General features: G+C 41.8%; 16 protein-coding genes, 1 tRNA gene and 1 pseudogene. 6 read left to right on the top strand and 12 right to left on the bottom strand.

Translation table 11 applies throughout. From position 1 onward, the window contains the following. Positions 1 to 99 precede the first annotated feature (99 nt). Entirely contained in the window at positions 100 to 2,934 is a 2,835-nt protein-coding gene (locus NXX38_RS08245; protein WP_258979050.1) for an ATP-binding protein, read from the top strand. Between the two features lie 191 nt (positions 2,935 to 3,125). Here the strand turns inward: NXX38_RS08245 and NXX38_RS08250 are convergent, their stop codons facing one another. Continuing rightward, a complete protein-coding gene (locus NXX38_RS08250) occupies positions 3,126 to 5,315 on the bottom strand; it encodes an alpha-galactosidase (protein WP_258979051.1) in 2,190 nt (729 codons plus the stop codon). A 322-nt stretch (positions 5,316 to 5,637) separates the two neighbouring features. On the opposite strand from NXX38_RS08250, the gene NXX38_RS08255 reads away from it, so the two are divergent. The 3 genes from NXX38_RS08255 (at position 5,638) to NXX38_RS08265 (ending at position 10,257) form a co-directional block, all read left to right on the top strand. Beyond that, the gene (locus tag NXX38_RS08255) at positions 5,638 to 7,842 is read left to right on the top strand and encodes a sodium-translocating pyrophosphatase (protein WP_258979052.1); all 2,205 of its coding nucleotides are present in this window, start codon (positions 5,638 to 5,640) and stop codon (positions 7,840 to 7,842) included. Between the two features lie 90 nt (positions 7,843 to 7,932). Further along, positions 7,933 to 8,535: a ribonuclease HII gene (locus NXX38_RS08260; RefSeq protein WP_074558286.1), complete on the top strand. Its 603-nt coding sequence runs from the start codon at positions 7,933 to 7,935 to the stop codon at positions 8,533 to 8,535. A gap of 180 nt (positions 8,536 to 8,715) precedes the next feature. After that, complete coding sequence (locus NXX38_RS08265; RefSeq protein ID WP_008649185.1) at positions 8,716 to 10,257, top strand: DUF5723 family protein; 1,542 nt, start codon at positions 8,716 to 8,718, stop codon at positions 10,255 to 10,257. Positions 10,258 to 10,385: 128 nt separating this feature from the next. On the opposite strand, the gene NXX38_RS08270 is transcribed toward NXX38_RS08265, so the two are convergent. Beyond that, a complete protein-coding gene (locus tag NXX38_RS08270) occupies positions 10,386 to 11,315 on the bottom strand; it encodes a magnesium transporter CorA family protein (protein WP_008649186.1) in 930 nt (309 codons plus the stop codon). Between the two features lie 347 nt (positions 11,316 to 11,662). Here NXX38_RS08270 and gpmI point away from each other — a divergent pair, with 347 nt between their 5' ends. Together gpmI and NXX38_RS08280 are read left to right on the top strand one after the other, a co-directional pair. Further along, positions 11,663 to 13,177: a 2,3-bisphosphoglycerate-independent phosphoglycerate mutase gene (gene gpmI / locus NXX38_RS08275; RefSeq protein ID WP_148364161.1), complete on the top strand. Its 1,515-nt coding sequence runs from the start codon at positions 11,663 to 11,665 to the stop codon at positions 13,175 to 13,177. Between the two features lie 169 nt (positions 13,178 to 13,346). Continuing rightward, on the top strand, positions 13,347 to 13,928 hold the full coding sequence (locus tag NXX38_RS08280; RefSeq protein WP_008649198.1) for a DUF3109 family protein: 582 nt from the start codon (positions 13,347 to 13,349) through the stop codon (positions 13,926 to 13,928). 417 nt (positions 13,929 to 14,345) lie between these two features. Here NXX38_RS08280 and gyrB read toward each other — a convergent pair whose 3' ends face one another. From gyrB to NXX38_RS08330, 10 genes and pseudogenes are all read right to left on the bottom strand, one after another. Beyond that, the gene (gyrB, locus tag NXX38_RS08285; protein WP_074558273.1) at positions 14,346 to 16,304 is read right to left on the bottom strand and encodes a DNA topoisomerase (ATP-hydrolyzing) subunit B; all 1,959 of its coding nucleotides are present in this window, start codon (positions 16,302 to 16,304) and stop codon (positions 14,346 to 14,348) included. A gap of 198 nt (positions 16,305 to 16,502) precedes the next feature. Continuing rightward, the gene (gene rpsT, locus NXX38_RS08290; RefSeq protein ID WP_004298235.1) at positions 16,503 to 16,757 is read right to left on the bottom strand and encodes a 30S ribosomal protein S20; all 255 of its coding nucleotides are present in this window, start codon (positions 16,755 to 16,757) and stop codon (positions 16,503 to 16,505) included. Positions 16,758 to 16,799: 42 nt separating this feature from the next. Then, a tRNA-Glu gene (locus NXX38_RS08295) sits at positions 16,800 to 16,871 on the bottom strand. A gap of 529 nt (positions 16,872 to 17,400) precedes the next feature. Then, positions 17,401 to 18,375: a FimB/Mfa2 family fimbrial subunit gene (locus tag NXX38_RS08300; RefSeq protein WP_148364160.1), complete on the bottom strand. Its 975-nt coding sequence runs from the start codon at positions 18,373 to 18,375 to the stop codon at positions 17,401 to 17,403. Positions 18,376 to 18,406: 31 nt separating this feature from the next. After that, positions 18,407 to 19,900: an Mfa1 family fimbria major subunit gene (locus tag NXX38_RS08305; protein WP_258979058.1), complete on the bottom strand. Its 1,494-nt coding sequence runs from the start codon at positions 19,898 to 19,900 to the stop codon at positions 18,407 to 18,409. 24 nt (positions 19,901 to 19,924) lie between these two features. Beyond that, positions 19,925 to 21,340, bottom strand: a complete 1,416-nt coding sequence (locus tag NXX38_RS08310) for a DUF3868 domain-containing protein (protein WP_120080754.1) — start codon at positions 21,338 to 21,340, stop codon at positions 19,925 to 19,927. Between the two features lie 48 nt (positions 21,341 to 21,388). Then, positions 21,389 to 21,580 carry a hypothetical protein gene (locus NXX38_RS08315; protein WP_165863283.1) on the bottom strand — a complete coding sequence of 64 codons (192 nt, stop codon included), beginning with the start codon at positions 21,578 to 21,580 and terminating at the stop codon, positions 21,389 to 21,391. Between the two features lie 11 nt (positions 21,581 to 21,591). Next, the gene (locus NXX38_RS08320) at positions 21,592 to 22,161 is read right to left on the bottom strand and encodes a DUF3575 domain-containing protein (protein ID WP_120080758.1); all 570 of its coding nucleotides are present in this window, start codon (positions 22,159 to 22,161) and stop codon (positions 21,592 to 21,594) included. Between the two features lie 12 nt (positions 22,162 to 22,173). Continuing rightward, complete coding sequence (locus NXX38_RS08325) at positions 22,174 to 23,205, bottom strand: DUF3868 domain-containing protein (RefSeq protein WP_258979063.1); 1,032 nt, start codon at positions 23,203 to 23,205, stop codon at positions 22,174 to 22,176. A gap of 25 nt (positions 23,206 to 23,230) precedes the next feature. Beyond that, positions 23,231 to 23,903, bottom strand: a pseudogene (locus NXX38_RS08330) (DUF3575 domain-containing protein). Positions 23,904 to 24,022: the final 119 nt, after the last annotated feature.

The following is a 24,022-nucleotide window of genomic DNA, read 5'->3' on the forward strand; positions in this document are numbered from 1 at the left end:
TTATAAGTGGGTTTAAGCTAAGTACAATCTAGCCATTAAGCACGAGCTCTTCATAGAAGAGTGTTGCTGAAACTTCGAAGAAAATAAAAATATATCATTATGAACAATAGTATTAAAGAGGATAGTTCCCGTTGGGATAAAGCTATATCCGTGTCCAACATGGGGTGGTGGGAAGCTGATTATAATAAAGAAATGTATCTTTTTTCTGATTTTGTGGCCCAGTTGTTGGGACTGGATGCCGGAAAAAATGAAATGTCTTTCCATGATTTTCAGCAACTGCTCCCCGAAGATTACCGGAACTTGTTTAATTATACTAGCTTGTTTTATAAAGGTAGTGATGAGATGTTCGAACAACGGCTTCCTGTTAATACCCCTAAAGGAAAGATTTGGGTGCTTTTACGGGCTGCTGGTGGGCAGGACACGAATCGTTGCACGGGTATGTTACAACAATTGAGTAAAGAAGAAACCAGCTACATGGAATCCGATTCGGGTAAACGATTCGAACGTATGCTTTATTGGCAAAATTCCATATCCGATGCTTTACTTGTCTTCTTGCAAGAGAAAGATGCAGTTATATCTGTCCATATGATGCTGAAAGAACTGTTGATACAGTTCAATGCCGATCATACTTATATTATGGAATTTGATAACAACTATACCTGTGAGAACTGTATATACGAAGTGAGCAAAGAAGGACACGAGCTTATCTATGAGGAGAATATGTGTAATGCTATAGATAAATCAGACTGGTGGAACAGCAGACTCACAACAGGTATCCCTATCATATTGAATTTATCGGATATCCCACTCGAGGGAGGAGAGAAACTAGAGTGGATGAAAGGCAGGCATATCAATTCGATTATATTTCTTCCATTATTATCAGGTAATGATATATGGGGATACGTTGGGATAGAATTCGCCACACAAAAAAAAGAATGGAAACAAGACGAACGTTTGTGGTTTACATTCATTGCGAACATACTAAGCATTTGCCTGAAATTGAGACGTTCTGTTGAAGAGGCCGAAAATAGACATCAATATTTCAAGTGGCTTTTATCCAGCATACCTGCCGGGATAGAGCTTTATAATGCTGATGGTAAACTGATAGAAGTAAATGATAAAGATGCTGAAATTTTCGGAGTGGCCAAGAAAGAAGATTTATTAGGTATTAATCTGTTTGAGCATCCGCTTGCCAATAAAGATTTGAAAGATAGAATACGTACTGGTGAAACCGTTGACTTGTCTTTCAATTATAGTTTTGACAAGATGGTGGATTATTATCAGACCCCTCAGAAGGGAACGCGTGCACTGATCACCAAGATAATTCCATTGCGTAATCATGAAGGAAAGATTACGAATTACTTTATTCTGGTTATAGATAATACCGAAACTCAAAATGCGCAGAGTCGCATTATAGAATTTGAGGAGTTCTTCTCATTAGCAGGCGATTATGCCAAGGTGGGGTATGCCCGTTATGATCTTATCAAATGCGAAGGATATGCTAGCGACAGTTGGTACTTGAATGTAGGAGAGACTAAAGATAAGGCACTGAAAGAACTCTTCACTTCATGCGAGTATATCCATCCCGAAGATAGAGGGAAGATAGAATATTTTCTGGAAGAAGCCAGGAAAGGAGTACTTAAAAAGTTCCGTGAAAATGTTCGTATTAATCGTGGGGATAGATATACTTGGAGTTGTGTTAATATTCTTGTTCGGGATTACCGCCCTGAAGAAGGCATCATAGAGCTAGTGTGTATTAATTATGATATCACTGAGCTGAAAGAGATGGAAGAAAAGCTGATTGAGGCGAAAAATCACGCCGAAACGTTGGATCGTTTAAAAAGTGCTTTTCTTGCTAACATGAGTCATGAAATACGTACTCCACTCAACGCCATCGTTGGATTCGCCGATTTACTAGCTGATACGGAAGACAGAAACGAACGTTCGCAGTATATGGCAATAGTCCGTGAAAATAATGATTTGTTGTTGCAACTCATCAGCGATATTCTGGATCTCTCCAAAATAGAAGCAGGCACATTTGACTTTATTTTCGGAGACATAGATGTAAACCGTATGTTTGAAGAAATTGTACTGTCTTACAAAATAAAAGTTCCGAAAGGTGTCGAGTTGCTGCGAAGCGGTCATCAAGGTGAGTGTCGTTTACACAGCGATAAGAACCGTCTGACACAAGTCATTACCAACTTCGTCAACAATGCATTGAAGTTCACTTCTCAAGGGAGTATCACAGTAGGATATGAAATTACTCCCGACAATATGCTCCATTTCTATGTGACCGATACTGGGACAGGTATTTCTCCCGACAAGGTAGATTCTATTTTCGAGCGTTTCGTCAAACTGAATAGCTTCGTACAAGGAACGGGACTAGGATTATCTATATGCAAAAGCATTATAGAACAGTTGGGAGGTACTATCGGAGTAGAAAGTGAGCAGGGGGTAGGTTCCACTTTCTGGTTCACCATCCCTTGGACTCAACCGGAAAGTAACAACATCTGTACGGATGGGCTGATTTCTGTGCACTCTCATACACTGTCAGCCGTTAGTACCGAAACTCGTAAATTGCGTATTCTGATTGTCGAAGATAATTCAAGCAATTATCTCCTGATAGCTTCTATCTTACGTAAAAACTATGAATTACAACATGCTGAAAATGGTCAGGAGGGCATAGAAATGTATCAATCGTGGAAACCGGACATTATATTAATGGATATAAAGATGCCAGTCATGGATGGACTGACTGCTACTACACTTATCCGGAAACAGGACAAAGAAATCCCTATAATCATTACTACAGCTTTTGCTTTCGAACAAGATAAAGTGAACGCACTACAAGCAGGATGCAATGATTTTCTGCCTAAACCAATAAATAGCGTACATTTAAAAAATCTGATAATCAAATGGACTGCAAATAAATAAGATTATCTGTCATCCTCCCAGAGTATATAATTGCATTACATACTTATTGCTATTGTAGCATTTATAATTAAAATATAATAAGTTATTTGCAGCATAATGATTATAGTAAAAACAGAAAAGGGGAAACGTCAGTAACGATGAATCCCCTTTTCTGTTTTTACTATATTTGGGTCTGACTATTCAGTTCTCTTCTATTCGGCAGTCAGCTCAATCACACGGCTAAAAGCCTGATTCGTAGTGAAAGCATTGATTCCCACTTTCATCAGATAATCTCCTGAATAAGTATTCTCATTGGCAGCCAGATTCGATTTGGAATTCGGCATCAGGTTGATTTCTTTCACCTTATACATTTTCTTCACATCCAGTCCCTGAAGTTTTACCGGGAGCAGTTTCTCACCGAAACGTGGGTGGATATCATAGGTATAAAGTACAGCTTTGTTCTTATCCAGTGAGGTATACATGAGGGACATGTGGTTGCCATCGTAGGGAGAAACCAGTCTGTATTGATCGCCGTCCAGAATCACTTTTTTCAGACGCGTCCAGTTGGCAACCGCATTCTGGCAATAAGTCTGTTCATCTGCATTCAGTTCCTTCAGTCCGAGGTCAAAGCCCAGTTTGCACATACTTGCCACATCCGTACGGAACTTCACGCTTGTCTTCTTGTTCCAGCTGGTTACGTGTGCACACATGGCTTTTGCCGGGAAGATTTGTGAGAATCCCCATTGGATAAACAGACGTTCTATCGGGTCTGTGTTGTCGCTGCACCAGAATTCTGTGTAATATTTCAGAGCTTCGTAGTCGCAACGGGCGCCACCGCCGGAGCAAAGCATCATTGGCACGTTCGGATATTTGTCTTTGATGCGTTTCAATACATTGTATATACCACGTACATGGTCGATATAAAGTTGTCCCTGCTTATTTTTTAAATATGGAGAATAAATATTCGTAATTGGAGAGTTACAGTCCCATTTAAAGAAAGCCACTTCCGGATTCTCTGTCAGGATCTTATCCACTACGCCATATACAAAGTCCTGTACTTTCGGATTGCTAAGATCGAGTACCAGCTGGTTACGGTAATAGTATGTTTCGCGGTTAGGCAGCTGGATAGCCCAGTCGGGATGCTTTTCGAACAACTCACTTTTAGGGTTGACCATTTCGGGTTCAATCCAGATACCAAATTTCACTCCGGCTTTTTTGGCAGACTGTACAAGGGCAGGAATACCGCCCGGCAGTTTGGATCTCATCACTTCCCAGTCACCCAGTCCGGCATTGTCACTGTTGCGTGGGTGCTTGTTGCCAAACCAGCCGTCATCCAACAAGAACATATCTACACCAAGATGTTTAGCTTCTTTCATCAATTCGGCAAGCAGTTCCTCATTGAATTTGAAGTAAGTATTTTCCCAGTTGTTTAATAAAGTCATGCGGTCGCCTTGTCCGTCTTTCAGCTGGTAGTTGCGTGCCCATGCGTGAAGGTTACGGCTGGCTTCGCCCGTGCCGTTGTTGCTGAAAGTAAAGATGAATTCAGGAGTTGTAAACACTTCATTCGGCTTCAGTTCATAATCAGATGCATAAGGATTGATGGCAGGGATTACACGGAGATTACCTACGTTGTCCACTTCGAAAGTGAACTGGAAGTTTCCTGTCCATCCGATAGTACCTAGCATGGCACGTCCCTGTGCTTCCTGTGCCGGTTGTTCAAAACCAAGCTCGAAGAACGGGTGGGTGTGCATGGCAGCACGGCTTCCCAGTTTGGTGTCGATCACCTTTTTACCAAACAACAGAGGTTGTGTGCTCATTTGTGCTTCTTTTGCCCAATCGCTGCTGAATTCTGTCAGGTAATATTCGTTTCCGGAGAAATAAAGCATTGTGGAAGCATAACGCCATAAGGTCACAGGCTTTTTTTCTGCATGTTTGATTTCACTCCACGTCTTGATGACGTTTTCTTTCGGATAAGCGATGTAATGCAGTGTGACTTCCACCGGGTATTGATCGTCTTTTAGTTGAATGATCGTTTCCGTTCCGCCCGCCACTGCCTTCTGCTCGGAGGATATATAGCGGAGAATCGTACTCGGGTTCCCGTCATTGTGCGTGATGGCTACAGCCGGTTCAAAATAATCTTCGGCGCCGGAGCCCGGATATACTTCCCATCCGCGGGTGGATACGCTACCGTCACTTCCTCCTTTTACGTAAGGAGAAAAGTTGTTGATGTCTTTCTCGTTCAGTAACTTATCGCCCAGATAAGCCTGGTAGAGTCGTCCGTTAGGAGCTACTTGGAGAATTAAGTCAGTGTTGTCCGTTGCGATGCGGATAATGTTCTTTTCTTGGGCGTCCACTTGCGCCAGGGTAAACAATGCCATAAGTAATACGAAAAGTTTCTTCATGGTTTTTTAATAATTAACAGGTATTAGTTAGTTTGTGGGCATAGAATGCCGCAAAGATAATTATAATGGCATAGAAATGAATCATTTCACCACAGATTATTTCTTTCCTCTGTATACTCGGTGTCCTCTGTGGTGAAATAGAAATGTTCATAACCAGTGCGGAAATAAGGGATAAAGTAAATAACCACAGCATGTTCATTTGTTTAAAGAGATGTATAAAAGATAGAATGATTCAGCTTTATAAATTCTTTCTTTTTTTACTTGCTTATTTCGTTTGATTTCCATACTTTTAGCCTTCGTAAACCCTTTAAAAATTGATCCTATGGACAACATTCTTTTCTGGCTGGTTCCAGTCGCTTCCGTGTTAGCCCTCTGCTTTGCTTATTACTTTCATAAGCAAATGATGAAAGAGAGCGAAGGTACACCCCAAATGATAAAGATAGCTGCTGCTGTGCGCAAAGGAGCTATGTCTTATCTGAAACAGCAATACAAAATAGTAGGCTGGGTATTCTTGGGGTTGGTTATTCTGTTTTCAATTATGGCCTATGGCTTTCATGTACAGAATGCATGGGTTCCCATTGCTTTTCTTACAGGCGGATTTTTCTCCGGACTTTCCGGATTTCTAGGGATGAAGACGGCGACTTATGCATCGGCTCGTACCGCTAATGCTGCCCGCACTTCTCTGAATGCAGGGTTGAGGATTGCTTTCCGAAGCGGCGCGGTGATGGGATTAGTTGTAGTTGGTCTGGGATTGCTCGATATATCTTTCTGGTATCTGTTGTTGAATGCAGTGATTCCTGCTGATGCGCTGACACCTACTCATAAACTCTGTGTAATTACTACTACCATGCTGACTTTCGGTATGGGTGCTTCTACGCAAGCACTCTTTGCCCGTGTAGGTGGTGGTATCTATACGAAGGCAGCCGATGTTGGAGCCGACTTGGTAGGTAAAGTAGAAGCCGGAATTCCGGAAGATGACCCTCGTAATCCTGCCACCATTGCCGATAATGTCGGTGACAATGTCGGTGACGTAGCCGGTATGGGAGCCGACTTATATGAATCTTACTGTGGCTCGATTCTGGCAACAGCTGCACTGGGTGCTGCTGCTTTTATCCATTCGGCAGATACAGTGATGCAATTCAAGGCGGTTATTGCTCCGATGTTGATTGCAGCTGTTGGTATTATCCTTTCTATTATAGGTATATTTGCTGTCCGTACTAAAGAGAATGCAACTATGAAAGATTTGCTCGGTTCGTTGGCTTTCGGTACGAACCTTAGCTCCGTGCTTATTGTTGCAGCTACATTCTTAATCCTGTGGTTCTTGCAGCTTGATAACTGGATTTTGATTTCTTGTGCCGTAGTAGTCGGATTGTTGGTAGGTATTGTCATCGGACGTTCTACGGAATATTACACTTCCCAATCCTATCGCCCTACCCAGAAACTAAGTGAAAGCGGTAAGACCGGACCTGCTACCGTCATTATTTCCGGCATTGGTTTGGGTATGCTTTCTACAGCTATTCCTGTAGTTGCAGTAGTGATTGGTATCATTGCTTCTTATCTGTTGGCTTCCGCAGGTGATTTCGGTAATGTAGGCATGGGATTGTATGGCATCGGTATTGCAGCTGTTGGTATGCTTTCTACCTTAGGTATCACATTGGCAACGGATGCTTACGGTCCGATTGCGGATAATGCGGGAGGTAATGCGGAAATGTCCGGCCTGGGTGCTGAAGTTCGCAAACGTACTGATGCGCTCGATTCATTGGGTAACACAACTGCCGCCACGGGAAAAGGTTTTGCAATCGGTTCCGCTGCACTGACAGGTCTGGCTTTGCTGGCTTCTTATATTGAAGAAATCCGAATCGGTCTGACACGTCTTGGTAATGTGGACCTGACTTTTGCAGATGGAAGTTCTATCAGCGTAGCAAATGCCACTTTTATCGACTTCATGGATTATTACGAAGTACACTTGATGAATCCGAAAGTACTTTCGGGCATGTTCCTCGGTTCAATGATGGCTTTCCTGTTTTGTGGTTTGACAATGAATGCAGTAGGACGTGCGGCAGGACACATGGTTGACGAAGTGCGCCGCCAGTTCCGTGACATAAAGGGTATTCTGACTGGAGAGGCCGAGCCGGATTACGAACGTTGTGTTGAAATATCGACAAAGGGTGCGCAGCGTGAGATGGTTATTCCTTCCTTGATTGCTATTGTTGCTCCGATTCTTACAGGATTTATCTTTGGTGTTCCCGGCGTACTCGGTCTGCTGATTGGTGGCTTGAGCAGTGGTTTCGTGTTGGCTATCTTTATGGCTAACGCCGGAGGTGCATGGGATAACGCAAAGAAATATGTGGAAGAAGGTAACTTTGGTGGAAAAGGCGGTGAAGTGCATAAAGCAACCGTAGTAGGAGATACAGTAGGTGATCCGTTTAAAGATACCTCCGGTCCGAGCTTGAATATTTTGATAAAGCTTATGAGTATGGTCGCCATTGTGATGGCAGGACTTACTGTTGCTTGGAGTTTATTCTAAAAAAGCAGAAGAGAAATAAGAAAAAGGAGACAAAACAAGTCTCCTTTTTCTTATTTGAATTACCTTTGTGTCAAAATAGAAGCAATAAATATGTTATTACCTTATTTGAACGAGAATCTGATTGAGGCCGGATGTGATGAGGCCGGTCGTGGGTGTTTGGCGGGAGCGGTATATGCTGCTGCAGTTATTCTTCCGAAGGATTTTAAGAATGAACTGTTGAATGATTCCAAACAACTGACGGAAAAGCAACGTTATGCATTACGTGAGGTAATAGAGAAAGAAGCGATTGCTTGGGCGGTTGGCATTGTGTCACCGGAAGAAATTGATGAAATAAATATCCTGCGGGCTTCTTTTCTGGCGATGCATCGTGCAGTGGACCAGTTGTCCACCCGTCCCCAACATTTACTGATCGACGGTAATCGTTTCACTAAATACCCCGGTGTTCCTCATACTACAGTAGTGAAAGGAGACGGGAAATATCTTTCAATAGCAGCAGCTTCTATTTTAGCCAAAACATATCGAGACGATTATATGAACCGCCTTCACGAAGAATTTCCGTATTATGATTGGGACCACAATAAAGGTTATCCAACTAAGAAACATCGTGCCGCCATTGCCGAACGTGGCACTACTCCTTACCATCGCATGACGTTCAACCTGTTGGGAGATGGACAGTTGACTTTGAACTTCTAAGGTCGCTTTATTTCATTTTGCACATATTTTCTACATTTTTTTGCAGAATAAGCACGATTTTGTTACGGATAACCGTGAAATTGTTCCGTTTAGGCTAAAAAAGTGTTGCCTAGTGCTTTTATTTGTTATTGAAATGCTATATCTTTGCGAACAATAATAAGAATTAAAAAGTTTAAAATCATGGCAACGAACAAGCTATTATGGTCTTCTAAGCTCATTGGGGTATTTTTTATTATGTTGGTTTGCACTCTTTCTGCAAATGCACAGTTTTTACGTACTTCCTATTTCATGGAAGGTACTCACTATCGTCAACAACTGAATCCGGCTTTAACACCGACTAAAGGTTACTTCAATCTTCCGGTGATCGGTGCTGTCAATGCAACGGTTGGTTCTACTTCGTTAGGTTATCAGGATATCATTGACATTATTGATGATGGCGATGATTTCTACACTAAACCGGATTTCATGAATCGTCTGAAAGATAATAATAAACTGAATGTAAACTTCAGTACAGAAATTCTTTCTGCAGGATGGTATAAAGGAAAAAACTTCTGGTCATTCAATATTGGTCTTCGTACAGATATTGGTGCTAACCTGACAAAGAATATGTTTACCTTCTTGAATGAGATGGAAACAGTTGAAGAAAACTGGAGAAATAGTAACTATGATATTAGTGGTCAGCAATTGAATATCAATGCTTATACTGAAGTTGGTTTAGGACTTTCACGTCAGATTAATAACCGTTTGACGGTTGGTGCTCGAGTGAAAGCTTTATTGGGTATTGGCAACATGGAGTTGAAACTTAATAAAGTTGCGATGAATGCTAATTTGCCTAGTGATGCCCGTATTAATCAATTACAGGATCCAGCATATTTATCTAGTTTGGGTGTTGACGATATTACGAAGTTAAGAAGTGAAATTGAGGGCTACCATGCTAATCTGGCAGTAGATGCTCATTTGGAAAGTTCTTTCAAAGGATTGAATTTGAAAAAGGAAGATGGACAGGATTATATTAGTGATTTCGAATTTGAGAGCAAAGACATGGGAATCGCAGGTTACGGCTTCGGTATTGACTTGGGAGCGTCTTACAAGATTATGGATAATCTGACTGTATCTGCTTCTATTTTGGACTTGGGGTTTATATCATGGTCGAAAAGTAGCACTCAAATAGCTAATGCTAAAGCAGCAGGCATTGATATGAAGGGAAGTGACTACACATCAGGTATTGATCCTAATAATATCCCTGGAAGTATTACTGCTATTGAAAATAACATAAAGGATTTGCAGACGGATGCTAATGGATATATGGAGCGTGTTAGTGGCGGTGACGTACTTGACTATGAAATGTTGCAACTTAGAACGGAAGAAGCAAGCAAGTCCCGTAAATCTCGTCTTGCTTCTACCCTAGTATTAGGTGCAGAATATGGATTCTTCAATAACAAATTAGCAGTAGGTGTATTGTCAACAACTCGTTTTGTACAGCCTGATGCTCTTACAGAATTAACATTCTCTGCAAACTACCGTCCGAAAAGCTGGTTCAATGTAGCACTTAGCTACTCTGCTATCCAGTCAGCCGGTAAATCTTTCGGTCTGGGTCTGAAATTAGGTCCTCTGTTTGTCGGAACTGACTATATGTTCTTAGGTAAGAACTCTAACTCTGTGAACGGATTCGTTGGAGTTTCTATTCCGTTGGGCGGAAGAAAAGCAAATAAAGAAGGATAAGATATTTTAATTTCTCTCTCTAAACATTCTCTTTTAATTAATTCTCTATCGAATAAAAAACGTATAATTTACAGCTTACCGTCTTAGAGTCCTCTAAAGGATCACAGATGGTGAGCTGTTTTTTTGTATTAGAACCATTTTATCTTCCGGAATATCACAAATGCAAGAGTTGACAATCCAATGGAGAAGAGTACAATCAAAGAGAAAGCGAAGGGTACCTCTTCCAGATGAATATCCACATTCATACCATAGAAACTGGCAATCAATGTCGGGAGCATCAGGACGATGGATAAACTTGTCATACGTTTCATGATCGTATTCACGTTATTGGAGATAATAGAGGCAAAAGCATCCATTGTTCCCGTGAGAATATCACTGTAAATATTCACCGTGTTAAGTGCCTGTTTCAATTCGATAATAACATCCTCCACAAGTTCTGTGTCCAGATAATCCGTATCCTGGAAGATAGTTCTTAACTTTCCTATCATTACTTCATTTCCGCGGATGGAAGTGTTGAAGTAGACAAGTGTTTTCTGCAGTCTCATCAGCCGGAGCAGGTCCTCGTTGCGGATGCTTCGCTCTAGTTCCTTTTCTGCGGCGCTGATGTCTATGTTTATCTGCTTTAGATACTTCAGGAACCACACGGCAGAAGAATAGATGATCCGGAGAATCAGATCCAGTTTGTTGCGCACAACAATCCCTTTTCGGCGGGTGTGTTCAATAAAATCCGGTAATAGATCAGTGTTATGATAACAGACGGACACAATGATCTCATTGTTGGTGATGATACCAATTGGTACGGTGCTGAAAGGCAGAGTGCTGTTTTGCGCAATCTGTACAGGGATACGAAGAATGGTCAATAACCAGTTACCTTCCGTATCCGTACGCGGACGTTCGTCCGTATCGGCTATGTCATTAAGAAATGATTCGGGTACGTTGAGAGTTTGAGTTAGAAATTCAAAGTCATCGTTATTCGGGCATACTACATTTACCCAGCTGTTAGGAAGCCATTGAGCTTTTTCCACAAAGCCAGCTTCACAATAAAGATACGTTCTCATCTTATTGCCTCCTTTCGTTTGTTTGACACGAGCAGAGGCATCAGGTTTCAATGACTCTGTTCGCTTTAATTAATACTAGTTGTGCACGTTCGCGGGTTTGAATCGTCCATATTTCTATGATTTTATTTTTAAAGCGATGCAAAGGTACGGAAAAATGAAGTAGGTTCCGCCTTTTGTATCGTGTTTTTCGATCAATATATTGAAAGTACTTTTACAAAGTAAGAAAAACATCCATAGCCTGGTGCACTTCTGCCCTGTAACTTAACATAGATTAAACGTTTACGTAACCATCTTTTTTGTACCTTTGCGCCCGAAAATCAGAGTGATAATTTAAATATTGAAATATTATGAGTAAGAAAGCCCTTTTAATGATCCTCGATGGTTGGGGATTAGGTGACCAAAAGAAAGACGACGTAATCTTCAACACGCCCACTCCTTACTGGGATTATCTGATGACTACTTATCCTCACTCTCAACTTCAGGCAAGCGGTGAAAACGTAGGTTTGCCCGACGGACAGATGGGTAACTCGGAAGTAGGTCACTTGAATATCGGTGCCGGACGCGTGGTTTATCAGGATTTGGTAAAAATCAATCGTGCATGTGCTGATAATAGCATCCTGAAAAATCCTGAAGTCGTTTCTGCTTTCTCTTATGCAAAAGAAAACGGAAAGAGTGTTCACTTTATGGGGCTGACTTCTAACGGTGGCGTACACAGCTCACTCGTTCATCTCTTCAAACTTTGCGATATCGCTAAAGAATATAACATCGACAATACATTTATCCACTGCTTCATGGATGGTCGTGACACTGACCCGAAGAGCGGTAAAGGCTTTATCGAAGAACTTTCTGCACACTGTGAGAAATCTGCAGGCAAGATTGCTTCTATCATCGGGCGTTATTACGCTATGGACCGTGACAAACGCTGGGAACGTGTAAAAGAAGCTTATGACCTGCTTGTAAACGGCATAGGTGAGAAAGCTACCGATATGGTTCAGGCCATGCAGGACTCTTATAATGCAGGTGTTACAGATGAATTCATCAAACCGATTGTGAATGCCAACTGCGACGGAACAATCAAAGAAGGTGATGTGGTTATCTTCTTCAACTACCGTAATGACCGTGCCAAAGAGTTGACTGTTGTATTGACTCAACAAGATATGCCGGAAGCCGGTATGCACACTATCCCGGGCCTGCAATATTACTGTATGACTCCGTACGATGCTTCTTTCAAGGGTGTTCATATCCTGTTTGACAAAGATAATGTATCTAATACATTGGGCGAATATCTTGCTTCTAAAGGCTTGAGCCAACTTCATATCGCTGAAACAGAAAAGTATGCACACGTAACATTCTTCTTCAATGGTGGACGTGAAACTCCGTTTGACAAAGAAGATCGTATTCTTGTTCCTTCTCCCAAAGTGGCTACTTATGACTTGAAGCCGGAAATGAGCGCTTTCGAAGTAAAAGACAAACTGGTGGCTGCCATCAACGAGAACAAATATGATTTCATCGTAGTGAACTTCGCTAATGGTGACATGGTAGGTCATACCGGTATTTATGAAGCAATCGAGAAAGCTGTTATTGCTGTAGATGCTTGCGTGAAAGATGTAATTGAAGCTGCCAAAGCACAGGATTACGAAGCAATTATCATTGCTGATCATGGTAACGCTGACCACGCTTTGAACGAAGACGGTACTCCGAACACTGCTCACTCTTTGAACCCTGTTCCTTGTGTTTACGTAACTGAGAACAAAGCTGCGAAAGTAGAAAACGGTCGTCTGGCAGATGTTGCTCCGACTATTCTCAAGATTATGGGGCTGGCTGTTCCGGCTGAAATGGACGGAAAAGTGTTGATAAATTGAGAATTGAGAATTAAAAATTAAAAAATGATAGCTAAGAATAATGCTATTCATGTTAAATCGTATGCGTTTGCTATTCGTATAGTAAACGCATACAAGTTTTTAGTAGGATCTGAAAAAGAGTTTGTTTTATCAAAACATTTATTTCTCAATTTTTAATTCTCAATTTAAGATGATACAAATAGGTGATGTAGTAGTATCTCTTGATGTATTTCAGGAGAAGTTTCTTTGCGATCTGGGTGCCTGTAAGGGTGCTTGTTGCATTGAAGGTGATGCCGGTGCTCCGGTAGAGCTGGATGAGGTGATGGAGTTGGAAGAAGTTTTGCCGGTTATCTGGGACGAACTGGCTCCGGAGGCACGTGCGGTGATTGAAAAGCAAGGAGTGGTATATACGGATCAGGAAGGTGATTTGGTGACTTCTATTGTCAATAATAAGGACTGTGTGTTTACTTGTTATGATGAGAACGGTTGTTGTTATTGCGCAATCGAAAAGGCCTATCGAGCGGGAAAGACTGCTTTCTATAAACCGGTGTCCTGCCATCTTTACCCTATCCGGATTGGAGATTACGGACCTTATAAAGCGGTGAATTATAATCGTTGGGACATATGCAAAGCAGCGGTTTTGCTGGGAAAAAAAGAGAATCTTCCCGTATATCAGTTTCTGAAAGAGCCTTTAATCCGTAAGTTCGGTGAAGAATGGTACAAAGAACTGGTTACTGTTGCCGAAGAACTGAAAAAGCAACAATATATTTAAATTCTCTTCCGGTTCTTGCGTATGCAATATACTTGATATAGTAAAATACACAATGCGATTATTATTCCACATGCCGGTATCATCCATACTTCCGGATGAATAATAATCAAGAAGATACAAGTGGCGATCACACAGGAAGTCAATACAATAAGAAACAACCTGATCTTTGCAAATAACGGATTAGGAGCAGTAGTTTTCATTTTCATAGTTATGTTTTCTTTGCTTTTTATGCAAGATAGTGATTTTGTATGGAAAACGTTTCTGCTGTTAGCTTTTATTAAGAGATAGGCAGTTGAACTATTCGAACATAAAGACCCTTTGGGCAAAAGAAAAACGCCGATCGAAGGATGTTCCTTCGCCATCGGCGTTTCCTCGTTGTAAGATGTGAGGTTGGTTTATAAAACGTAATTATTTAAATTATGTGTCGATATTTGCATACGTTGCATTTTCTTCAATAAACTCGCGGCGTGGTCCTACATCTTCACCCATTAACATAGAGAAGATATAATCGGCTTCTGCAGCGTTGTCAATATTTACTTGTTTCAACATACGGTTTTCGGGGTCCATAGTTGTTTCCCACAATTGCTGTGCGTTCATTTCACCCAAACCTTTGTAGCGCTGTGTATGAACAGCACTTTCCGAACCGCCACCGTAAGTATCGATAAACTTCTGGCGTTGTGCATCTGTCCAGCAATACTCTTCTACTTTACCTTTTTTGCAGAGGTAGAGCGGGGGAGTAGCGATGTACAAATAGCCATTCTGAATAATCTGTGGCATATAGCGGAAGAAGAACGTCATGATCAGTGTGTCGATGTGAGAACCATCGACGTCGGCATCGGTCATGATGATGATCTTGTGATAGCGCAGCTTTTGGATATTCGCTTCTTTGCTGTCCTCGTCAGTTCCGATAGTAACACCGAGGGCTGTGTAGATGTTACGGATTTCATCACTTTCCAAAGCCTTGTGATACATGGCTTTCTCTACGTTCAGAATCTTACCGCGCAATGGGAGGATAGCCTGGAACATACGGTTACGTCCCTGCTTGGCAGTACCACCTGCCGAATCTCCCTCGACGAGGAATAATTCACATTTCGTTGCATCCTTATCCGAACAGTCAGCCAATTTACCTGGTAGACCGCCTCCTGACATTGGGGACTTGCGTTGTACCATTTCACGGGCTTTTCTTGCTGCATGACGTGCGGTAGCGGCGAGAATCACCTTGTCTACAATCGTTTTTGCTTCCTTCGGATGCTCTTCCAGATAATATGCCAATACTTCCCCCACTGCCTGGTCGACAGCGCCCATCACTTCGTTGTTGCCCAACTTCGTTTTAGTCTGTCCTTCAAACTGTGGCTCTTGCACTTTTACGGAGATAACGGCAGTCAAACCCTCGCGGAAGTCATCTCCCGAGATTTCAACCTTCACTTTTTCCAGCATCTTGCTGTCTTCGGCATATTTCTTCAACGTACGGGTCAGCGCACGGCGGAAACCTGCCAGGTGTGTACCACCTTCAATGGTGTTGATATTGTTAACGTATGAGTGAACGTTTTCGGAGAATCCGGTATTGTACATGATAGCCACTTCAATAGGGATTCCCTGTTTTTCCGAGTTCAGATAGATAACGTCGTTAATCAAGTGCTCGCGTGAAGACTCGATAAAACGTACAAACTCTCTCAAGCCTTCTTCTGAATAGAACTGCTCACCCTTGAAGCTTCCGTCTTCGTTCACAACTCGACGGTCGGTCAGGGAAATACGGAGACCAGCGTTCAGGTAAGCTAATTCACGCAGGCGTGAAGCCAGAATCTTGTAATCGTATACCGTTTCTGTAAAGATGGTATTGTCCGGCCAGAATTGTTGGCGGGTTCCCGTGATGTCGGCTGTACCGACTTCTTTTACAGAGTAAAGCGGTTTACCGATCTCGTACTCCTGCTGGTAGATTTTGCCATTACGGAATACTTGCGTAGTCATGTGGGTAGACAGCGCATTTACGCAAGACATACCTACACCGTGCAAACCTCCGGATACCTTGTAAGATCCTTTGTCGAATTTACCTCCGGCGTGCAGTACAGTCATGGCAACTTCCAGTGCCGACTTCTTTTCTTTCTCGTGATAGTCCACCGGAATACCGCGTCCGTTGTCCTGTACTGTGATTGAATTGTCTTCGTTGATTATTACTTCGATATGGTCGCAATATCCGGCCAATGCTTCGTCGATAGAGTTGTCAACGATTTCGTATACCAAATGGTGAAGTCCCTTGACGCTGATGTCACCAATGTACATCGCAGGGCGTTTTCTTACTGCTTCAAGACCTTCCAATACCTGGATACTATCCGCAGAATAAGACCCGTTATTGGGAGTGATTTGTTCTTCGCTCATAATTGCCTTTCTAACTTTAATAACAGAGCAAATATAGTGAAAATTGTCGACTTGACGAAGAATAATCAGTGAAAAATAAAGAATGTGAGTGGATTCTCCGCTATCTTGATAAGTTTGATATTCAATGGGTTATAAACAAGAAAGGCCGAACTTAAAAGTTCAGCCTGGATGCTATGTAGAATTATAAAATTCTTTCTATTAAGCGAGCTTGTTGATGTAAAGAGCTAACTTAGATTTCAGATTGCTAGCTTTGTTCTTGTGAATAATATTCACCTTAGCCAACTTATCCAACATCTTTGTAATGCCTGGGTACATTGCAACTGCTTCTGCTTTATCAGTAGTTGCACGAAGCTTTCTAACAGCATTTCTCATGGTCTTGCCATAATATCTGTTGTGAAGTCTTCTAGTCTCTTCTTGTCTGATTCTTTTCAGTGATGATTTATGATTTGCCATCTCGACTAATCTATTTTTTTAGTTCTTTATTCTTTTAACTTGTAGCCCGTGGGGGAATCGAACCCCCCTTTCAAGAATGAAAATCTTGCGTCCTAACCGATAGACGAACGGGCCATCCTATTGTTGCATTTCTGCGTTTTGCTTTCTCGAATCTGTGTTTGTTTCTCGATTGCGGATGCAAAGGTAGGAACTTTTTTGAAACTGACAAATGATTCATAGGAAAATTTTCGTGGAATATGCGTTTTTTTTCAAATTGACCATTCTTTTATCTTGATATTCAATGAAATAGAATGCTTTACTTTTTATAAAAAAACTTCTTTCCGGTAAAAAAACTGGAAGGTGTCCTCTTTTATATACCTTATTATATTATAATGAACTAAAAAGGCTACTTATTTGTGATTTCTCTTGTAACAAAAAAAAAGTGCATTCTCTCCTCGCTTGGACAGAATGCACGAAACACAAACAAAACAAACAATTTTAATAAAACGATATTTTCTTTGAAAAATCGTTTTATTAAGATGCTACATGTAGTGGGAAACATTACATGAGCAGAGGGCAAAAGAGCCCGCTAGGGTACTTCGCAGTAGCCTTTGTAAATACATCTCACCTAAATATTGTTCACATACTATTTCGCCATACGTTTTTAAGACTCCAGTTCGGAGTTGTTCAGGCGTATAATCCATCCGTTAACTTGCATTCTTGGGCATATCTTCGGAATCCCGGTATCCGATGACTGGATAAAGAACAAAAGCGTATATGAGTCCTGACGGTCGAGATACTCCTGGTCACTCATTTCACCTATATCATTGTAGATTTTGGATAACAACAGATATTGGGTGAGTGGGAGACGAAGAATGTTCTGGCCGCTTGGTATATGTTTGATCGATAAGGTTGTCTGATCCCCTTTCATGATACGTAATGTATTTAATCTCGCATGAATGACCGGAGTTTGCTCGGACATTACAGCCACTTCCTTCTGATATGGAAGATAGTAGACTGGAGTTGTACCGACCGGTGTGTTTGTGTAGTCTATTATTCCGTTGCCAGATTCTAGCGTAAAGGAAAAGTCCTCTTGGCGTAGAGGAGCATTTGCTTCATCTTGAAGAATGCATGAGAAATAATTAGTATCTTTCACTAAATTGGCGGTAATAACCTGATATTTTTGACTAATAGTAATATTTTCAAGGCTACTGTAAAAGAGTGCATTCAGTTTCCTGTCCGACTGGTTCTTATTGTCGCATGCCAGTGATATATTCAGGGACCTTCGTTCCGTTTGTCCGGCTTTGAGATTAGGGAGCTGGTACATATGGTTGGATGTCCCTCCCCATATAAGCAGACGATAAGTTCCTTCGGGAAATGGTACTTTTACCATACAGTAGCCTTGATGTAATGTAATGCTGTCTACGTCCACTCGATCCACATATTTATCATCCTTGTCGAAAGCAAGGATGGTAATATCGCTTACTTGTGTGGAGGCAGCGTCCACATCTAGTATATTATAGGTATACGAGATTTTCAGCCAAGTCCCGGAAGGGCAGTCTGACAAGTCGTCGTTCACCCAGTCACAGGATGAGAACAAGGCGATGGCACTGATAATATAGAGTAAAAATGGACGCATTTATAATAAATTTAGTTCGGGTGGCCAATACTTATTCAAGTTCTACATCTTGATTACGTACGGCCCACGGAAAAACATTGAAATTGATGTCTAGTTCGGCTTTATATTCATCCGGCTGATCCGGGTCGATGAAAGGTTCGCCGCTACCGAGTCCTGCAATTTTGTTGACTGACAATCTGTATATATTGTTGCGTACGATACCGAATTCCATAACACCCATTTCCGGAGAATTATTATCAAGGTGTTTGATCCAGTAATTGTAATAACAAGAGTAGTTTTCCGTTTTCTTGAAACGTTTGATACTATATCGGGCTAGTTCTTCTGTTGTCGAGTTGTCAGTGACATCATTGGGCAAATTATTAAGGACTAGTTTACGGATTGCATCTACGCTGGTATAAAAGTTGTAATTGAAGTAGAACATATTAGTCGGCCAGTTGGACTGATTGCTAACTACATCGCCATTTTCATTGAAAACGCGGTCGGGGGCAATATCCATGTTGGCTTTGAACATAACTCCCGTGCTGTATGCGTTCAGTTGGGCGTCAAGGAACATACAGTTTTCCAGGCAGTAGATATGTGACCAACTGTTAGCTTGCGCCATACCTGCCCAGTTGCCGTCGTTGATATCCAACTGTACTAGAGCTTGTGCAAAGAAACCATCGGCGTTTGTAAAGTCCCCGGCATTCTCCACTGTTTTCTTGAAGAAATAGGGATCGATAACATAACCATTGTTGTCGTTGATATCACCGAAGTTTTCATCAGTATATGAATCTGGTTCCTGGAAACTGTTCAGTACCGCTGTATGGCGGAAAGTATAGAACTGGGTTGCCAGGTTCAACATTCTGAAATTGTTCAGTTTGATTGTACAGTAGGTCTTTCCGGCTGGGTCTGTTAGCGGGAAAGTTTCCTGTGTTTGAGTCAGTTCGACTTTGGCAACCACGCGTTCGAGACCAATAGATACACTGGTCACTTTATCGGAATCTGTAGGTTTCTTCACTTCAACGTTCAGATTGGCAGCTCCACGATTGGTCATAACGAAACCGTTTTCGGGTACGCTTGGAATTTTTCCTGCACTGTAAGTAACGGCATCAACTGCATTCAGAAAAGCCTCTTGTGTGCTGATATTTCCAGTGATTGCTTTTCCGTTAGCTATGGCAAAGATGTTATAAGTTCCCGGATTTACAGTGATTTTGTCAGCGGTGTACTGTATGTTTTGACCGCTCGTAACTGTCCGGTTGATGTTCTTCAGTTCCTGCTGATCTTTGAGCGTTTTTGTGGTCGAGTCAAATAGATAAACTGTGAGACTCTTTACCGCATATTCTTCTTTCGAACCTTCGGTGGTAACGCCGGACGATTCGGCACTTCGGCTGGTAGCAACGTTTGGAATCTCGAAGAACAAGGCGAGATTACCATTTGACTCTGAATGAGTGTCATCGGTGATGACCACATCTGCATCATTGATGCAACTGTACTGTGTGACTGCCGCGAATAAAAGCAGTGACATTAATTTACTGAATCTTTTCATTTTACATTTGATTTTAATGAGTATTTATTTTAATTCAAGGACTAATTGCAGATTATTATCCGCTTGTGATAGTCCTGCTTTTTGAGCTTGTCTGAATAAGTACTCTGCTTCCTCATAGTTATTTTTAAGAAAGCATAGAACTCCTTTTGCTAATATTGTTTCCGGTACTTCCGGAGCTTTTTCCAGATAAGTGGCAGCTGTTTGGACGTCTCTTTGCATCAAGGCTATACAGGCGGCATTCAAGTTGGCTGTGGGATTATCGGGAAATAGTTGTACGGCAGTCATGAAAATCTGATTATAAGTTTCGCTTCCAGGTGTACTGGCAAGTGCGAGACGAAACATTTCTTCAAGACTCAAATTTTTAGGGTTTGTAGTAAAGACTTTCCGGGATTCTGCAAGAGTAAACGGGCGTACACGATATTCAATAGTGTAGTCGGAATGTCTAAGTAGAGTAAACCAATGCTTCAGGACAAAATCGTAGAATGCAGGGAAGTGTTTTTTTAACTTTCTCTCCTTGCTGTCGGGGTGAATGTCGCTTGTTATGGTTTTTATTATCGCTTCTTTCTCTTGAAAAGTCGTATCACAGAGAAGAGCTTCAAATCCTTCCCAATCTTCGGGAGTATAGTCTGTCCGGATATGCGCTCCGTCGAATGCATATAGCTGATTTACATACTCTTTCACAGATTGAGTACGTTCACGGGCCAACTTCTCATTGAGTCGGTAAGGTCCGTCGGGTGAAGCGTAGCCGTGAATGCTGATGTGTGTGATGGTAACGTTGGTGTCATTTTTAATGGTGTTGATTGTTTCAATAATTTTATTCAGTTCTACTGTATTGTTGCTGTATGTTTCGTATATAGCAGTCACATTGACAGGAAAATCAATAAACGCACACCCTTTTTCTTCTCTGATTTTCGAGGTTTCCACTTGGGGAGTCAGGAATACGAGTTGTGGAATAGGGGTTGGCTGTGGGTGTAAACGGGCGATACAAGTGAAATTTTCTTCACCCGGAATCCCACAGCCACAGCTTTTCTCAACGAGTGAGAGAGTGGCATGATTCATCCAACTTTCGAAAGGTACAGATTGCAGATAATGTATTGTCTGCCGACTTCCGTTTTTTCTTTGCAATGCTTCGGCTTCTTTTTCCTTCTTGCCGGCTTCGCGCAAAAATATGATGTGTTGTTTTCGGCTGTTGATATAGATCGGTGGTAATTCCAACCGGTGTTCCAGACTGTCACTGACAACAGGTATCAATGTCATTGATTCATTGGGCAGGAAGTCACGAGTGACTTCTATTCCAATAGAAACCAGTAATTCTTTCCCGGCCTTGTGCAGGCTGGAGGAAGTGGCTCGAACAGTGCCATCATCTCCTGCTACAGGTGTCTGTGCCTGAAGAGAAAGAGATAAGATGGCTGCAATGATAAAAGTTCCTCCTGTTTTCATAATTTTACAACTAAATGACTCCTTATCCGTAACAAAAGCAATCATAACTCACCATGGATAAATTCGTGAAATGATTCCTTGCTGCTGCAATGCTTTCAATATCTTCATGTCCTTTATTGATCTGCTGATGCCTCCATGTCCTAGATAATATACTCTCCATGGGGTAGAACGGCATTGACGTGCTATTCGTATGTAGATACTTCTTTTTCTGGAGAACCAGACTTTCCATAAACTTTTCATCCTGTTTTATTTTAAAATAGATAAACTAAACTTATTGAAGCCTTACTAGGCCCTATGTAATGATAATCACCTTTGTCCCGTAATCCGGCGCATTTCTTGACGCAGTTGTATTGCTTGTAGCGGATAAAATCGTATCCTACTCCCAGACTTGTTTCTATATTCCAATGATCATTCAGCATCCAGTGATATCCGGCACTGATACCTCCGCCTGCCAGCCATCCTTCATATCTGTACTTTTTCAACCCGGCGAATATACCGAAAGGCAGTTTTTTCCCTCCGATATTGAATTGTGCCCCATTGAGGTAAGTACCCCAGAAAAAGCCGTTAAACTTCTGGCAAGTCCAGTATTTATATTCTGGTTGTATCAGCCAATAGCGGTTCACATATTTCTCTTCCCGTTTCCATGGTCGCAGACTGCCGGTCAGTTCAACTGTGCTTTTATTTCCGATGGCATATGAGACTCCGGCCTCGAGAGCCCCCTCTATTGCAGGAAGCGCATTCACCCTGACTGCTACTTTCTGTGAGTGACAGTGGAGCCAACCAACTGATAAGAACAGGAATAAGAATAAGAAATATTTCATTGTATCTGCTCGTTAAGGACGTTTATTATTTTCAAAAAATACATTCAGATTGTAAGAAGCCTCTTCTGACCCTTCTGTCTTAGCGGCCTTTAACATACGAATGCCTTCGTATGTGTTTCCAGTCATTAGCTCATATACACCCCGGCAATTCTTGTAAGCAAGGTTGTCATGAGGAGCCATCGATAAAAACTTGCTTATTGATTGAGTATTTCCTTGTTCGATGGCGGCAGCGGCAGCGTTCAGGTTGGCGATGGGGTGTACAGGATACAGTTTGACACTGATGTTAATAATTTGGTAAAACTTGGCTTTGTTATCTGCATACGACAGAGCTACGGTATAGAGTTCGCGGAGCGACAACATTTGTGGATTGACGTCAGCCATAATCTTAGCCTCTTCAAGATTAAAATTCAACTCTTTCTGATTTCGTATATCTACATCATCCGTAGCCGGAGAAACATACGAACCTTTATATTTCATTTTTGTGGTTGTCGTATCGGCCTGAGACGTGTTTTCTGCTGTTGACGTAGCCTCGTCCGGATTCTTTTGGAGGGATGGGAGTGTAGCAGGTTGAGATGTAATGAGTAAAGTGTCTTTCAACGCTTGTTCGCTTTCAGGACGGATGATTGTTCTCCGAAGGAGGAGAGTTGCGTGGTTCATCCAATCTTCTGCGGGCAACGAAGTCCGGTAAGCGATGGTGCGGGAATGACTTTCGCCGATACCGGCAACGAGGTAGGTTGCATCCTCTTCTTTATGCCCGCTTTTTTTTCGTAATATCTGGTTGCGCAGATATAATTTCTGTTTTTGTTTGCCGTTCAATAGGATGGAGGGCAGTAAGATTTTCTTTTCCTGTCCGGTTAAGACGGGCGTTAGTCTGACGGCATTTTTAGACTCCATATTTTCTATTTCTACCGATACATCCATGGAGAGTAGTAATGAATCTGCCCGCACTCCGAGAAAGTGTGGAGTAATATCCAGTTTAATGTTTTGTGCCGGGAGTAGATTGCATATCAATAAGCTGAAAAATATGAATGCTTTCGTTTTCATTTTATGTGGTTATTATTAGGTTGATTTATCGGATGAAATATATGATTGATATCCCTGCTTGTGTAGGTCCCCAGTAGTTGCAGCTTGATTTTTCCAATAGGGCTGCACCTTCAGACTGTCCGTAGCGTTTATAATTAAGGTGTGCATATCCGAGTGAGATTCCTGCTTCCAGGTTCCATTGAGGGCTGATCATCCATTGATAACCGTAGGAAATGCCGAAACCCGCCAGATTGCCTTGATATCTGTTATGAGCAATCTGCCTGTTCTCAATACCCAGCATTTTCCCATCGCTGAATCCCCAAGGGAGCATTCCTCCAAAATTGAACAAAGCATAGTGTAGCTGAAAGCCGATAAAATTTCCTGTGAATGCTTCATTAAACCATTTACGGTATTCCGGCTGCAACAGGAAATGCTTCCATCTTTTTGTTCCCTCCGAAGTCCCAGGGATTGTAATTGAGAGAAAGGCTGATGGTATGTGTATCGTCACATCGCACTTCTCCTCCCATGTTGAGAGTAGTGGTTAGATCGTAAAGCAGATTGCTTTTAATGGCTATATTTTGTCCGCAAAGGTTTGAAGCAGGCAGAATACATGTAACAAAGGCAATGATGGCTAGCCCATGTTTAATGTTTGCCGCATATCTCCACCTGTTGCTGGCAGCAGGCCTTTCATTTTTACTGATATCGGGTTTGTGTGTCATAATTATTTGTTTATGTGTATCTGTTACTTCTTAGGTAACGGAACTCCTGTTTAATGACAGGAGCACATGGGGGAAAAGTAAAAAAGACAGTGGTCTTTTATTGATATACGTCTCTGGAA

The organism is Bacteroides sp. BFG-637 (genome assembly GCF_024793605.1).
Taxonomy (GTDB): Bacteria; Bacteroidota; Bacteroidia; order Bacteroidales; family Bacteroidaceae; genus Bacteroides; species Bacteroides vicugnae.